At 61.1% G+C, this 14,606-nt stretch carries 9 protein-coding genes and 2 pseudogenes; 4 read left to right on the top strand and 7 right to left on the bottom strand.

Annotated features, from left to right (window positions below):
* Positions 1-153: 153 nt before the first annotated feature.
* Positions 154-708 (bottom strand): annotated as a pseudogene (locus ACFPOB_RS01005) (AAA family ATPase); the annotation flags it as partial.
* 443 nt (positions 709-1,151) lie between these two features.
* Between ACFPOB_RS01005 and ACFPOB_RS01000 the strand changes: the two are divergent.
* On the top strand, positions 1,152-1,559 hold the full coding sequence (locus tag ACFPOB_RS01000; RefSeq protein ID WP_377795169.1) for a TFIIB-type zinc ribbon-containing protein: 408 nt from the start codon (positions 1,152-1,154) through the stop codon (positions 1,557-1,559).
* Between the two features lie 205 nt (positions 1,560-1,764).
* Here ACFPOB_RS01000 and ACFPOB_RS00995 read toward each other — a convergent pair whose 3' ends face one another.
* Entirely contained in the window at positions 1,765-2,205 is a 441-nt protein-coding gene (locus ACFPOB_RS00995; protein ID WP_377795218.1) for an MgtC/SapB family protein, read from the bottom strand.
* Positions 2,206-2,517: 312 nt separating this feature from the next.
* On the opposite strand from ACFPOB_RS00995, the gene ACFPOB_RS00990 reads away from it, so the two are divergent.
* From ACFPOB_RS00990 to ACFPOB_RS00980, 3 genes are all read left to right on the top strand, one after another.
* Positions 2,518-3,840: an efflux RND transporter periplasmic adaptor subunit gene (locus tag ACFPOB_RS00990; RefSeq protein ID WP_377795167.1), complete on the top strand. Its 1,323-nt coding sequence runs from the start codon at positions 2,518-2,520 to the stop codon at positions 3,838-3,840.
* 18 nt (positions 3,841-3,858) lie between these two features.
* The gene (locus ACFPOB_RS00985; protein ID WP_377795165.1) at positions 3,859-7,122 is read left to right on the top strand and encodes an efflux RND transporter permease subunit; all 3,264 of its coding nucleotides are present in this window, start codon (positions 3,859-3,861) and stop codon (positions 7,120-7,122) included.
* A gap of 793 nt (positions 7,123-7,915) precedes the next feature.
* Positions 7,916-9,967: a heavy metal translocating P-type ATPase gene (locus ACFPOB_RS00980; RefSeq protein WP_377795164.1), complete on the top strand. Its 2,052-nt coding sequence runs from the start codon at positions 7,916-7,918 to the stop codon at positions 9,965-9,967.
* A 98-nt stretch (positions 9,968-10,065) separates the two neighbouring features.
* On the opposite strand, the gene ACFPOB_RS00975 is transcribed toward ACFPOB_RS00980, so the two are convergent.
* The 5 genes and pseudogenes from ACFPOB_RS00975 to ACFPOB_RS00955 all read right to left on the bottom strand — a co-directional run.
* Positions 10,066-10,812 (bottom strand): VWA domain-containing protein, encoded by a 747-nt coding sequence (locus ACFPOB_RS00975; protein ID WP_068175935.1) that lies wholly within the window; start codon positions 10,810-10,812, stop codon positions 10,066-10,068.
* A gap of 14 nt (positions 10,813-10,826) precedes the next feature.
* Positions 10,827-11,912, bottom strand: coding sequence for a hypothetical protein (locus tag ACFPOB_RS00970; RefSeq protein ID WP_377795162.1), 1,086 nt, complete (start codon positions 11,910-11,912; stop codon positions 10,827-10,829).
* 7 nt (positions 11,913-11,919) lie between these two features.
* Complete coding sequence (locus ACFPOB_RS00965; RefSeq protein WP_068175942.1) at positions 11,920-12,573, bottom strand: TerD family protein; 654 nt, start codon at positions 12,571-12,573, stop codon at positions 11,920-11,922.
* A 55-nt stretch (positions 12,574-12,628) separates the two neighbouring features.
* Positions 12,629-13,834 (bottom strand): hypothetical protein, encoded by a 1,206-nt coding sequence (locus ACFPOB_RS00960; RefSeq protein WP_377795160.1) that lies wholly within the window; start codon positions 13,832-13,834, stop codon positions 12,629-12,631.
* A gap of 284 nt (positions 13,835-14,118) precedes the next feature.
* A pseudogene (locus ACFPOB_RS00955) lies at positions 14,119-14,505 on the bottom strand (MBL fold metallo-hydrolase); the annotation flags it as partial.
* Positions 14,506-14,606 lie beyond the last annotated feature (101 nt).

The following is a 14,606-nucleotide window of genomic DNA, read 5'->3' as shown; positions in this document are numbered from 1 at the left end:
TTTAGCGAGGGAGCGGCCCTCGCCGGTAGGGGCCTTGATCAGCTCGCGCTCGAACTCGGCCGGTCCGCGCGGAACCGTGAGCACATCAAGCGGCCGTGTAACCTCCAGGCCTCGCTCCGCCGCATCATGCCGCACCTGCAACTGCCGCTCGCGAACACCGCCACGCTGGGCATAGGCAGCCAACCCTTCGCCCGTCTTGTGACGGGCAAAGTCGCCTGATGCCTCTCGCTACCAGTCTTCGCGTTGGCGGCGGATTTCCTGCAGCCTGGAGAACCCGACCCGCTCCGCCATCGCGGGGAACGGCGCGCCGGCCCCGATTGCATGCAATTGCGACTGGTACCCGACCATGACGGGCTTTGCGCCCGTGCGCTCGGCCTCGGCGACAAAGCGGGCGAGCTTGAGCGATCCGACCATGCCGGCTTCGTCGATCACCATAACGTCTTTCGGCCCGAGCTCGCCGCGTCCTGCCTTCCAGCCATGCTCCCACGACGCCAGCGTCCGCGAGCCGATCCTGGACGCCTCCTCCAGCCCCTCGGTCGCCTTGCCCGATAAGGCCGCGCCATGAACCGCAAAATCCTGAAGCTCCCAAGCGTCGCGCGCCGCAACCAGCATCGTGCTCTTGCCGGCGCCGGCCAAGCGGACCACGACCTGCTCCCCACCGGTGACATGATCCATCGCCAGACGCTGCTCGTCGCTCAAACCAGCGGAATAGATCGCCCTTATTATTCATGAATTGGCGAGGGTTGACGCAACAGGGTTTGGCCGTTCCGTGTCAGGCGCCGAACGGGCAGATCCATCAATTCAAAAGCGTGTAGCATGGGACGAGCAATGGGGCAGCACGGGGTCTCGAGTGCTGCCCCACGCTCTCCTACAACACAGGGGCGTGGTTGTAGCGATCAAACATACCTCCGGATTCTTGGCCTGTCACTGGAGTGACACCGTTTTCGCTGAGCGGCAGTTGGGCCCAATGAACTCCCGAGGCGAACGAAACTTCACCTCTGAGTGCGGGGGCAGGACCCGTTTCTCGATCTTGCAAAATGACTGTGGCGTTTTGTCTCATCAATCCGTCTTGTAGCTCGAGTGGCTAGAGGAATTACGCTCCCAACCGTTGAGCATCGTTCTGAAGCCCAACTCATCGGAGTCAGTCTGCCATGGCCGATATCGCGTCTTCCAAGAATGAAGGCTTGCTTTGCCCGACCTGTCGTATCGATCTCGTCATGAGCGAACGACAGGGTATCGAAATCGATTATTGTCCAAAATGCCGCGGCGTTTGGCTCGATCGAGGCGAACTCGACAAGATTATCGAGCGCAGCGTCAATGAGCAGGATGCGCCCTTTGGCGTGGACCGGGCCGCAAGTGGGCAGGTTGCAGGCTCCGCTCAACCGCCCGGGGCGACCGCTCCGTGGGGCAGGTCGCCGCCGCAGCCCTATCCTACCCCGAACGTACCACAGAGTTGGGATTCACGCGGTGGCCACGGCGATAATGGTCACGGCGGCGGTGGCCATGGCGGAGGCGGGCATGGTGGCCGGCGCGGATTTCTGGGACGCATCTTCGATTGAACTTGCCGCTTCCATGGCGCCGACAGTCTCAAACGAGCCAGCAAGCGTGCGGTGTGAAAAGCTGATGTCACCCAAGACGAGCTCCGAAAACTGTGACGCACTCACGTGCTTTTATTGAGCGGCGCTTGGGAAATCACGACCCTCACAGGATCATGACCGCCCCCCACACAACGGGCGCACGCTCGCCCGGTCTGATCGGTGCGCGTCACTCTTTATCGGGAGGCGTGACTTGGGCGACATTGTCAGGGAGCTCTTTTTTGAATGGTGCCAAATACCGCAAAGTCACATAGGTCACGGCACTCAGGATGGCAGCAATGTCATAGAGACCATAGCCGACGGCTGCTCCCAGTGCTCCGGTCGCCCAGAGACTTGCAGCCGTCGCCGTACCCAACGCCTGGGTGCCGTGCTTCAAAATTGCGCCGCCGCCGATGAAGCCGACACCGGTCATCAGCCCCTCGAGAATGCGAGCCTGGCCAGGAGAATTGGCGCCCAGCACGGCGATGGCGACGAGCACAAACCCGCACGCCGCCATCGCGACAAGCGGGAACGTCCGGATGCCGGCACTGCGCTCCTCCTGTTCGCGATTCCAGCCGATAGGCAGCGCAAGCGCATACGCCACGGCGAGACTGACGACATGGGACAGCATTTCAGCGGTGGTCACGGATCCAATCATAGTTGCCTTATAGGCCAGCAGCCTTTCGCTGGCACACGATTTCGCAGATTGCGGGTCTTGATCACCCAAACCAACCGAGTTGCTCGTATTTTTTTGAGCTGCTCAGTACGGATCGACACATCTCCTGCCGCAAAACCAACACCTGGCGAGTGCTAGAAGCTCGTCATCGTCGTTCGCTTCGGCATGGGACGAGAACCTGGTAAGCGTAGGCCCGTTTGTGGTTTTTACTGCGTTTCAATGCGAGCTGTCGCAGCCGGCCCGAAACTTGACGTTAGAGGATATGGAATGACCCGCCGGGCTTATCTTTTCGCGCTCGTTGCCATAGTCGGCATCGTCGTTGGCGCTTTCGTGCCTTACCTGGGCCAAGCCATCCGCAGTGTCGTCGGTTTCAAGCCGACGCCGGGTGTCGAGCAGGCTCGGGCCCAGGATGGATCGAAAGCTCGCTCCACAGGCGGCGGCAAGACTTCAAAAGCCGGGAGCAGCACGCCTGGGCAGCCTGAGAATGGCGACGACAAGGCATCGACAGAAGGCTCGATCAAATTGACGCAAGACCAGATCAGTGCGCAGGAGATCGAAATTGCCCCCGTCGCGGGAGGCGCTCTTTCCAGGCACATCATTGTGCCTGGCACGATCACGCCGGACGTCAACCGGATTGCACGCGTGCCGGCACGCGTGGTCGGCACAGTCGCGGAAATGCGCAAGCAGCTCGGCGAGATGGTCGAGAAGGGGGAAGTGGTCGCGGTGCTCGATAGCCGCGAGGTTGCAGACGCCAAGAGCGAATACCTGACGGCATCGGTGAATTTCGACCTGCAGAAAACGAATTTCGATCGCGCGCAGGGCCTGTGGGACAAGCGGATTTCGGCCGAGCAGCAGTATCTGCAGGTCCGTGCAAGTTTTTCGGAGGCGCAACTGCGCATCGATCTGGCTCGTCAGAAACTGTCCGCTCTTGGCGTGGATGCGGCAGAAGTCGCGAATGCGGCCAGGCAGGACACTGCGGGATCAGGCCAATCGAGCCTACGGCAGTACGAACTCCGCTCTCCGATGTCGGGACGGATCGTCGATCGCAAGGTGGATGTCGGCACAGCAGTCGGCAAAGAAGGCGATCCCGCCGATCTCTACACCGTGGCCGACCTCTCCACAGTCTGGATCGATCTCACGGTGACGCCAGGCGATCTCGGCAAAGTTCGCGAGGGCGCAAAAGTCTCGATCGCGACAAGTGGAGACGATGAAAGGCGCGCCGAAGCCAAGATCATGTTCGTAAGCCCGATCTTGAACCCGGAAACCCGTTCGGCGCGCGTCGTCGCTTCGCTTTCCAACAAAGACCTGTTCTGGCGCCCAGGCTCTTTCGTCACCGCCGAGATCGAGATTGCCAGAGAGGAAGCGAAAGTCCTCGTTCCGCGCGCTGCATTGCAAACGATCGGCGGCGAACGGGTTGTATTCGTGCGCAAACCCGAGGGTTTCCAGCGCAGGGACGTCAAGGTGGGCCAGGCCGACGATACCGTGGTCGAAATTCTATCAGGGCTCTCCTCAGCCGACGAGATCGCGGTCAAGAACACTTTTCTGCTCAAGGCCGAACTCGGCAAGACCGAAGCCAAGCACGACGACTGAAAACGGAAACGAACCCTCATGATCGCCCGCATTCTCGCTTTCTCGGTGCATCAGCGCTGGCTCGTGCTGCTTCTGTCGCTTCTGGCGGCGGGCTTCGGCGGCTACTCGTTGACGAAGCTGCCGATCGATGCCGTGCCTGACATCACCAACAATCAAGTCCAGATCAACACGACCGCGGCGTCGCTGTCGCCGTTCGATATCGAAAAGCAGGTGACCTATCCGGTCGAGACCGCCCTGGCTGGCATCCCGGGCCTGGAATACACCCGGTCGCTGTCGCGCAACGGCTTCTCCCAGGTCACTGCCGTCTTCAACGAAAAGACCGATCTCTACTTCGCCCGGCAGCAGGTCAACGAACGACTCGCCGAGGCGAAGGCAAGCCTTCCAGTCGGAGCCGAACCCCGCATGGGCCCGATTTCGACCGGGCTGGGCGAAATCTATATGTGGGCGGTCCAGTACAAAAAGCCCTCTGACGGAGCCTCGGTTCACGACGGTCGCCCTGGCTGGCAAAAAGATGGAAGCTTCCTGACGCCTGAGGGTCAAAGCCTCACCACTGATTTTGAACGTTCAGCCTATTTGCGCACGGTTCAGGATTGGATCATTCGTCCCCAGGTCAGAACTGTCCTGGGCGTCGCCGGCGTCGATGGCATCGGCGGCTACGAAAAACAATATCACGTCCAGCCCGATCCTGCGAAGCTGGTAGGTTTGAACCTGTCCTTCAGCGACATTGCTGCGGCGCTCGACACCAACAACGCCAACCGGGGCGCAGGCTATCTCGAGGAAAACGGTGAAGGCTACGTCGTCCGTTCGGCGGGACGCCTCGAAAGCATGGATGAGATCGGCAACGTCGTGGTGGCGACCCGCGGCGGCGTGCCGATCAGGGTCAAGGATATTGCCGAAGTCCGGATCGGACGCGACTTGCGGACGGGCTCGGCATCAGAGAACGGCCAGGAGGTGGTGGTCGGCACGGCGCTAATGCTGATCGGTGGAAACAGCCGGACGGTCGCCGCGGCAGTCGATGCCAAGATGAAGGAGATCGTTCGTTCGCTGCCTCCCGGCGTCGAAGCCAAGACAGTGCTCAATCGCACCTTGCTCGTCGATGCCACCGTCAAGACGGTTGCCAAGAACCTCGCCGAGGGAGCGGCGCTCGTCGTCGTCGTCCTGTTTCTGCTCCTCGGCAACATCCGGGCTGCCATCATCACCGCGATGGTGATCCCCGTCGCCATGCTTATGACGATGACCGGCATGGTCCAAGGCCGGATCAGCGCCAACCTGATGAGCCTTGGCGCGCTGGATTTTGGGCTGATCGTCGATGGCGCCGTCATCATCGCCGAAAACAGCCTTCGACACCTTGCCGAACGTCAACATGAACTCGGACGCAAGCTCTCGAAAGGCGAGCGTCTCAGCACAGTCATCGAGTCGGCCGAGGAGATGATAAAGCCATCGCTTTATGGCCAAGCCATCATCATTCTCGTCTACGTCCCACTCCTCACCTTCACCGGCGTCGAGGGCAAAATGTTCGAGCCGATGGCACTGACGGTCATCATCGCGCTCGTCTCAGCCTTCATCCTCTCGCTGACGTTCGTTCCCGCTCTCATCGCAATCGCGATCACCGGGCGCGTGCAGGAGAAGGACAACATTTTCATTCGTGGTATGAAGGCGGCCTACCGCCCCATGTTGGCAGGCGCAGTGCGGCGGCCCATGGCATTCATCCTCGGATCGGTTGGCCTATTCCTACTGTCAGGCCTTGTATTCACAGGGCTCGGACAGGAGTTTATTCCGACGCTCGACGAGAAGAACATTGCGATGAACGCGTTGCGGATTCCCTCGACGTCCTTGTCTCAGTCGCAGGCCATGCAGATCAAGGTCGAACGGGCTGTCAGCCAGTTCCCGCAGGTCGCCTATGTGTTCTCCAAAACAGGAACGGCGGAGGTGGCGGCCGACCCGATGCCACCGAATTCGTCCGACACCTTCATCATATTGAAGCCCCAGGCTGAGTGGCCCGATCCGACGCTGCCGAAAGCTGAACTGCAGGAGCAGATGGAAAAATCCGTCTCACAGCTCTCGGGGAATAATTACGAGTTCTCGCAGCCAATCCAGCTTCGCTTCAACGAACTCCTGGCGGGTACGCGCGGCGACCTTGCGGTAAAGGTGTTCGGCGAGGAATTCGAACCGATGCTCCAAGCCGCAAACCAGATCGCGACGGTTCTGCGCGACACTCAAGGGGCTGAGGATGTTAAGGTCGAACAGACCACTGGCCTGCCATTCCTTGAAATCAAGGTCGATAAGACAGAGATCGCGCGCCTAGGCCTCAGCCTTTTCACCGTGCAGGAAGTCATCGGCGCCGCCATCGGGGGACGCGAGGCCGGCTATGTATTCGAGGGCGATCGGCGCTTTCCGATTGTGGTACGGCTCAACGACAAGCGGCGTGAAAATCTGGAGGCCTTGCAGAACATACCGGTCCCACTGCCGCCAACGGCGACCGGACGCGGGTCATCGGTCCCATTGAAACAGGTTGCCTCCTTTGCGGTGGCGGAAGGGCCCAACCAGATCTCTCGCGAGAACGGCAAGCGGCGCATCGTCGTGACCGCAAACGTCCGGGACCGAGACATCGGTTCGCTCGTCGCAGAAGCTCAAAGCAAGGTCGGCGAACAGGTCCAACTGCCAGCAGGATATTACGTGAGCTGGGGCGGCCAATTCGAAAACCTCGCCTCCGCGCGCCAGCGCCTCATGATCGTGGTGCCGGGCTGCTTTTTCCTGATCTTCCTGCTGCTTTACCAAGCGCTTGGGTCGGCGCGGGACGCTATTCTGGTGTTCAGCGCCGTACCCCTGGCACTGACAGGCGGAATCGCGGCCCTGTGGCTGCGCGGCATGCCCTTTTCTGTTCCGGCAGCCGTCGGCTTCATCGCGCTGTCGGGCGTCGCGGTCTTGAACGGCCTGGTCATGCTGACGTTCATCAAGCAGCTCATGGACGAAGGTATGCCAAAGCATGAAGCTATTCTGGAAGGGGCGATGGTGCGACTGCGGCCGGTTGCCATGACCGCGCTTGTTGCGTCGCTGGGCTTCGTTCCGATGGCGCTTGCCACCGGAACCGGAGCCGAGGTGCAAAGGCCGCTCGCCACCGTGGTCATCGGCGGACTCATCAGCGCAACCCTGCTGACCCTTGTCGTGCTTCCGGCGCTCTATGCTCGATTCTCGGGGCAGCCGCACCGGCGCAAGGACGAGCATGAAGACGCCGCGGATGCTCTTCCGGGGCCAATCATTTTACATCCCGCAGGCGAATAATCATGCGAGTTTTAGAAGCGCAAACATGGAATCGTGGACCAGGCTCACACGAGGACTAGCCGGTGCGGCGAGCCCGGCAGGGTCTCATCACGTCAAAATTTCGCAAACGCCAGATGAGGCGATGATCGACCTGACCGCTGTGTCGGAAGAGCAGAGGTCCATGAGATGATACTGAACTTGAAGCGTTATTCACGCCGGTTGAAGATGGGGTTAGTCAGCCCTTTGATCCTGCTCGGCTGCATCATGGTTTTTAAAGCTCTAGCTGCGGATGGTGGCATCAACAGCGCTTTGGCCGAGGCCGGCTGCGTGCAATCGAGCATCAAGACCTGGCCCCCGATCGGCAAAGCCCTGGTTTACGAGGCCACCTGTGCTGGAACCTCGCATACGATTGTCAGGGTCGTTTGCATGAACGGAAAATGCACTCCAGATCACCCCCACGGGAGGCGAGATGAGCCTAGCGAGCGAGATGAATAGCGATCGTTCAGAGAGCTGCCGTTGATTTGAAGCCGGCGAGGTCGGGCTTCCGTGATGGTTTTGAACCGGTGGCTGGTGACAGCCATAGCGCATTTTCTGAGCCGGATGGCGACAAAATCTGAAGAGAGGATGCATAATCGTGGTCTGGATTTGATCCTTCACGCAAGCAAAATTCAGGCTCGATCGTCGCGCGAGGCAGGATGTGCAAGTTCGTGATAGGCGCAAGCCCAGCGGCGTTTGACATATAGGACTTAGCCGGCCTGTTCCGCCGGAAACCGTGCTCAAGAACGAGCTGTAAAAACTTAGATTTGGTGATGCCGTGACGTCGAACACTGTCGCTAAGCCGGATGCTCACGCCGGTCATGACCATTCGCCCGGCAAGCACAGCCATGGTGAAAAAGAGGGGGGCCACGACCATGAGGCCGGCATCTTTGGGGCGAACACCGAACTGATTTTTTCGCTGCTCTGTGGAGCTTTGCTGATTGCCGGTTATGTCATTGAGAAAACTCTCAGTGTTCCGGCCTGGTTGCCTTTGGCCTTCTATCTGGGAGCATATTTTTTCGGCGGCTTCTTTACGGTTCGCGAGGCGTTCGAGAACCTTCGGCTGAAGAAATTCGAGATCGATACTTTGATGCTGGTGGCGGCAGCCGGGGCTGCCGCGCTAGGTGCATGGGCGGAAGGGGCGCTGCTGCTGTTTCTGTTCAGCCTCGGCCATTCTCTCGAACATTATGCCATGGGACGCGCCAAGCGCGCGATCGAGGCTCTTGGGGAGCTGGCGCCAAGGACCGCGTTGCGGCGGCGTGGAAGCGATCTCGAAGAGGTGCCGGTCGAGACCTTGGAAATCGGCGACATCATCGTCGTAAAGCCGGATTCGAGGCTTCCGGCCGATGGCTTTTTGATCAAGGGCAACGGCAGCATCAACCAGGCGCCGGTCACGGGCGAAAGCATCCCCGTGGATAAGCGTCCCGTCGACGATGTGGCGGTTGCGCGCGCCAATCCCGACAGTGTCGCCGCGGCTCATCGGGTCTTTGCCGGAACGATCAATGGTAGCGGCGTCATCGAAATCGAAGTCACCCGCAATTCCTCGGACACGACGCTCGCTAAAGTCGTGAAAATGGTCAGCGAGGCCGAAACCCAGAAATCGCCGACACAGCGCTTCACCGATCAATTCGAGCGGATCTTCGTGCCCTCAGTGTTGGTGCTTGCTGTCGCTCTCCTGTTTGCTGGCCTAGTCATTGATGAACCGTTCCGCGATACTTTCTATCGGGCAATGGCGGTTCTCGTTGCAGCCAGTCCATGCGCCCTTGCCATCGCCACTCCAAGCGCGGTCCTGTCGGGGGTCGCGCGCGCCGCGCGCGGCGGCGTTCTTATAAAGGGCGGCGCCCCGTTGGAGAACTTGGGATCGCTGACGGCGATCGCCTTCGACAAGACGGGCACGTTGACGTCCGGCAACCCGCGTATCACCGATATCGTGCCAGCTCCCGGCGTGACAGAGGATGACCTGCTGACCGTTGCGGTTGCTGTCGAGGGCCTGAGCGACCACCCGCTAGCCCGCGCGATCGCGCGGGATGGACGCGAGCGGCTCGGCGACAAGCCGCTGCCGGAAGCAACCGATCTCGACAGCCTGACCGGACGCGGCGTCTCAGCGCGTCTGAATGGCGAGACGGTGCTGATCGGCAAGGCGGAGATGTTTGGGGTGGAGGGAGTACCTCCCCTTTCCGAACCGATGCAACAGGCGATCGCATCGCTTCGCGAGGGCGGCCGAACAACGATGGTGGTTCGGCGCGGCGATAGCGATATGGGTGCGATCGGACTGATGGACACGCCGCGGGAGGCTGCAAAAGCCACGCTTGCACGCCTGCACGACTTAGGCATCACGAGGCTGATCATGATCTCTGGCGACCATCAAAAGGTCGCAGAGGCAGTCGCAGCCCAAGTCGGCATCGACGAGGCTTGGGGCGATCTGATGCCCGAGGACAAGGTCGAGGCGATCAAGAAGCTTCGGTCGCTGGGAAAGGTCGCCATGGTCGGCGATGGCGTGAACGATGCGCCTGCAATGGCGACCGCGACCGTCGGGATCGCCATGGGCGCCGCTGGCTCTGATGTTGCCTTGGAAACGGCCGATGTCGCCTTGATGGCGGATGATCTCTCTCATCTTCCGTTTGCGGTTGGACTGAGCCGAACGACGCGATCGGTCATCCGACAAAACGTCTTCGTCAGCCTCGGAGTCGTCGCAATCTTGGTGCCGTCCACGATCATGGGCCTTAGCATCGGAATCGCTGTGGCCTTTCACGAGGGATCGACGCTTTTGGTCGTGTTCAACGCGCTCCGGCTGCTGGCTTATCGAAAAGATGCGGCGGATGGGCCGTGAACCAGGTAGCGCTTCCGATGATCAGATCGGAAGCACTTTTCATAGGAGAAAATCGCTTTAGGGATCGGTCTCTGGGATGACATCCTCATTCGGCTCATCTAATTGCGCAGCCATTGCAGCAGTTCCGGTCCAAGCAACTGCGCATTCAGCTCCTCGTCCGAAAGCTCGACGAAGCCATCGAGGTCGCGCACGATCACAACGCCCGTGTTCTTGAACCGCGCTGCGATCGTCCGGAGGAAGCCGAAATCCACCGCATGCTCGCAGGCGCCCATGAACAGAAAATAGACCTGGTCACCGCGGCGCTCGGACGCCTCGAGTACCTGAATGGTCCGGTCAAGGTCGCTGGCGTCGTTTTCGCCATCGGTAACGAAGACGACGACCGAGCGCTTCTTCACGGCGGCCGGCTCGTCCCGGGAGACACCAAAGAACCGGCTCAGGAAGCCGCCGCTCTGTTCGCGCGGCAGCCAGCCGAAGTGCTGAAGATTGCGTTCGAGCACATAGCTGTACGTGGTCCCGCCCTTCCAGCCCGGCACTTTGTCGATCACATTGCGAATGATGTAGTTCTCGCAATTGTTCGGCGTAACCGTGCCGACATGGTGGACGTTCTCATTGCCGTGGCTGAAGCTGAAGACGTCCATCTGGCCGTCGGGGTCCAGAACCATTCCGTAGGGGACGAGCCGTTCGATGAGCTTGCTCGTGGTGCCTTCCTCATGCTCGTGCTCGAACGATCCCGAGACATCCATGTCGAAGATCAGTTCGGCCTTGAGGCCCGGCGCTACACCCGCCTTGTCGAGTGAGAGGCGCAGGGTTTCGGCCGACTTCTTGAGGTTCAGTTGCAGTGCCATGGCGGATCGTCCCCTTATGTCTTCAGTTGCTGCAGGATGGTGCGGAGCTGGTAGGTCAGCTCCCCGGCTTGGGTCGGCGTCACCTGTCGTTTTTCCTCCAGCATTGTCGCCAATGCGGCGATGCTTCCCAGCCATCCGGGAACCATGACGAGCGCCACGTTCTGAATCGCTCCGATGAGCCGGAGCGGCTGCTCGATCTGCAGCGTCCGCATCGACGCGCTGCCGCGGATCTGCGCGACGGTCTGGGTCAGGCTCATGCTGCGCTCGAGGAAGCGCTGCGACAACGGCTTCGCGCTATCTCCGAGATGCGCCGCCAGGAATTCCGCGGCGAGCGCGGCGGCCTCGACCTCGTCGGCGATCTCCTCGATGCGGCGGGAATGCCGCTCGAGCGTATCCTTGAACGACATGAGCGGCTCCAGCGCCCCTCCCATCAGCATTAGCAACTGGTCCAGCTCGACACGGGCCCGTTGCAGTTCTTCGGGCGTGTCGATCCTGCTGTTCACCGTCTTGAGATATTGGGTCAACAGGCCCCGGGCCGGGGCAACGCCGCAGACGGCCTCGAGGTCGATCGCACCGAGGATGTCGGTCATGCGACCGAGATGGGCTGTCACGCGCTTCATGACATCGGCCTGCGACAGCTCCACGCTCCGCGATACCAGCTCGCTATAGTCCTGCTGGATCCGGTACCCCCACAACACCGCCTGGCGATCCCTGGCGCCCTCTACGACGAAGGCCTGGACGAGGCGTCGCGCCTCGTCCAGCACGCCAGGCGCGCTCTGCGGCGACAACCTCGCCAAGTCGGCGCGATCGACCGCAATGCGCTTGCGCGCGACCCCTGGGATCGCCGTCGGCCTGGCTGGGCCAGCGTTCCGCGGCGAAGGCGCTTTGACCTGCGCCGGGGCTCGGGAGGGTCTGGCCGCAAGACTCTGCGCAGTCATGACGGTCGGCTTGGGGCCAATGCCGGCCTTGTCCCGCTCTTGCGGTCCGACGTCAGGCGCGCGGACCCGTCCAGCCGGTGGGCCGATGACGGTCGGGCGAAGCCGCTCCCGGCTGTCCTCCGCTCCGGGTCGGCGCGGCTCGGCGTCCTTGTCCCGCGGCATGACTGCCTCAGGAGAAATGAGCGAGGACGTCGTTGAAGGTGCCGTTGAAGCCGCTGCCGACGGCTGCGTATTCCCAGCCATTGGCGCCGAGCAAGACGCTGCCGAGCTGAACCACATTGAAGTCCTTGAACTCGTCGGAAAGCCTGTAGGCGCCGAGCTCCTTGCCCGTGTCGTCCAAAAGAACGATCGAGCAGAACTCGATGTCGCCGAACGCCGGTTCGTCTTCGGCGGGTTCCCCGGTCTCGTGACCGCCGCCATGATCGGCCTCATGGACCGTGACGAGGATCGGAATCTCGTTGACCCCGTCGGGGATACTGGACCCGTCGATTACGATGGATTCCACGTTGTTCTGGACCTGCTTGTCGCCGCTATGAACCAACCCGCCACTGGTCGTCTGGAACGAGCCGTCGGGATTCGTCGGCAGGGCGCCGCCTTTCGGATTCATGCGGGTGGTGTTGTAGGTCGACAGTACGCTCGCGAGTTGCGTGACCTTTGCGCCATTGCCGTCATTGCGGGCCTCGAGCGCATGCACGTCGACATCGTCGGCATGCTGAGCGTCGCATCGCCACTCGACCTTGACCGTGAACCGGGCACCCTTTTTCAGGGACAGTTGCAGTTTTGGTGTCTCGGCGCCGGCCTTTTCGAGGGAAAGCGTCAGCATGGGTGGAATCTCTCCTGTGGTTTGACCGCTCCCGTAGTCAAGGCGCATGAAAATATCATGGCGCCGGCTGCCTCGACGATAGGGTCGCAAGTTCCTGGCGGGCTGCGGCGAACTTCTGCCGCGCCTGCTCGAACTTCTCCTCGGTGGTCTTGCGCGCGGCAGCGACGAGACCGTGAATCTCGTTCGTGGTGGCGATGATCTGCTCGATCTGCTGGGCCTGCGCGAGACGGTTCTCGCCTGGCGCCTGCGCCGCCGTGACCGCGACATCCTTGAGCGCACGGCCGCGCAGGTCGGTCAGCTGCCTGTCGAGCTGGGCCTGTCGGCCCGCCAGTTGTTGCACGCTTCTGACCGCGAAGGCTCCGTGAATCGAAAGCAGCGTCATTTTGATCGAGGCAAATCGCGAGGCGACCGTCGTGGCGGTCTCCTGCAGCGTGGCGATTCCCGCCTGTTCGATCTGCTGGATCACCAGCTGATCGGCAGGCAGCCGCGTATAGGTTCCTTCAAGCGCGAGCGCCCGGCTTTCGAGCAGGCGCAGCTTGTCCTTGAGCTCGATCAGGCGCGTCAGCGCGACGGGATCGGCCGGGTTGAGGCTCGCCTCCTGCGCACCGACATAAGCCTGCGCCCGGGCGAGGAAAGCCCGGGCGACACCGGCCGAAACGGTGAAATCGCCGAAATGTTCGCCATAGCTCCGTTTGAGGGCTTCGAGAGCCTGCAGCTCGCCAAACAGCTTCTGCATTTCGCCGGATAACTCGCCCTCAAGCTTCATCATCTGGTCAGCGAGCGTCTTCGTGCGTCCGGAGATCAGTTCGCCAATCTCGGCTAACGCTTCCGCCGCAAGCTGAGCGGGACGCTTGCCGCTAAACCTCGCTAGCAGGGAGCCGATCATACCGGGCTTTTCGCCGTTTTGAATCCTGTCGAGAATTTCGGGAAGCTTGGCGTCCTGAACGCCCTCTTCAAGACGGCCAAACAGGGCGAAGACGGCCGAAGCGCTGTTCTTGTCGAGCCGTGCAAGGAAGCCGTCCAGGGTTCGCTGGAGCGCCTGCTCGGCGCTGAGCCCGATCTTGATCACGTCGCCGGACGGCAATGTCGCAAAATCGAGCGCCGCGAGCGCTGTTTCGACCTGCGGGAGCTGCTCTGATCTCAGGACAATGGCGCCGGTTTCGAGCGGCGCGGCCGAGCCCAAAGGTTGTTCCGGCGCGATCCGTTGCGCTGTCGCATCCGCCACGACTCGCGTAATCGCCCCAATTTTCGTCGGCTTCATTGGGGCTCCCTATCAGTCAGCATTCGGCCGGATATTAGCCGCTTATCAGGTAGACGCTCTTTATGTCTTTAGCGTGAGAGTTCTACAGGGTGCGCCAGACCGTCCGACGTCGGACACCTACACTTGATCGGTTCAATTCGGCGACATCGGCCCGATTATGGTCAGCGACTGGCTACTCTTTGCAGGAGAAAGTTCGGGACGCGTCTCGCGTACGCAACCGCAGCGCTTTAGCATTGTAATCGTTCCGCGTTTTTGACTTTGGCGGTCAGATCACAAACCGGCGCTCAAAGCGCATCGAGTGGTATCTTCAAATAGCGCCGGCCGTTGGACTCCGGCTTGGGCAGCTTCCCGCCCTGGATATTGACCTGGAGCGACTGGAGGATCAGCTGGGGCATTGGCAAGGTCCTGTCGCGCCCCTCGCGAAGGGCGATGAACTCCGCCTCTGTCCGAGCTGTGACGAGATGTACGTTCTCCGCCCGCTGTTCCTTGACGGTCGATTCCCACAACGGTTCGCGATCCCCTGGCTGGTAGTCGTGACCGACGAAGAGCCGCGTCTCATCGGGAAGTGCCAGGATCCCTTGGATCGAGGTCCAAAGCTGGGCGGCGCTGCCACCAGGAAAGTCGGTCCTGGCGGTGCCGCTGTCAGGCATGAACAAAGTATCATGGATAAAGGTAACCATGCGGCGTAGGCCGCAGTGCGTCTACGTCGGACCGTCGGATCGCGAGAGCAGGTCGGGATTGGCCTTGTAGATTTCGACGAGGCCCTTGAGCG

The organism is Allobosea eneae (assembly GCF_042657265.1).
Lineage (GTDB): Bacteria > Pseudomonadota > Alphaproteobacteria > Rhizobiales > Beijerinckiaceae > Allobosea > Allobosea eneae.
Note: the sequence above shows the minus strand (reverse complement) of the source record. Positions and strands in the feature narration are given on the sequence as shown.

Excerpts from the sequence above, each read along its gene's own strand:
- ACFPOB_RS01000 (WP_377795169.1), top strand. The coding sequence starts at position 1,152 with ATGGCCGATATCGCGTCTTCCAAGAATGAAGGCTTGCTTTGCCCGACC.
- ACFPOB_RS00975 (WP_068175935.1), bottom strand. The coding sequence starts at position 10,812 with ATGGCACTGCAACTGAACCTCAAGAAGTCGGCCGAAACCCTGCGCCTC.
- ACFPOB_RS00965 (WP_068175942.1), bottom strand. The coding sequence starts at position 12,573 with ATGCTGACGCTTTCCCTCGAAAAGGCCGGCGCCGAGACACCAAAACTG.
- ACFPOB_RS00990 (WP_377795167.1), top strand. The coding sequence starts at position 2,518 with ATGACCCGCCGGGCTTATCTTTTCGCGCTCGTTGCCATAGTCGGCATC.
- ACFPOB_RS00995 (WP_377795218.1), bottom strand. The coding sequence starts at position 2,205 with ATGCTGTCCCATGTCGTCAGTCTCGCCGTGGCGTATGCGCTTGCGCTG.
- ACFPOB_RS00970 (WP_377795162.1), bottom strand. The coding sequence starts at position 11,912 with ATGCCGCGGGACAAGGACGCCGAGCCGCGCCGACCCGGAGCGGAGGAC.
- ACFPOB_RS00960 (WP_377795160.1), bottom strand. The coding sequence starts at position 13,834 with ATGAAGCCGACGAAAATTGGGGCGATTACGCGAGTCGTGGCGGATGCG.
- ACFPOB_RS00985 (WP_377795165.1), top strand. The coding sequence starts at position 3,859 with ATGATCGCCCGCATTCTCGCTTTCTCGGTGCATCAGCGCTGGCTCGTG.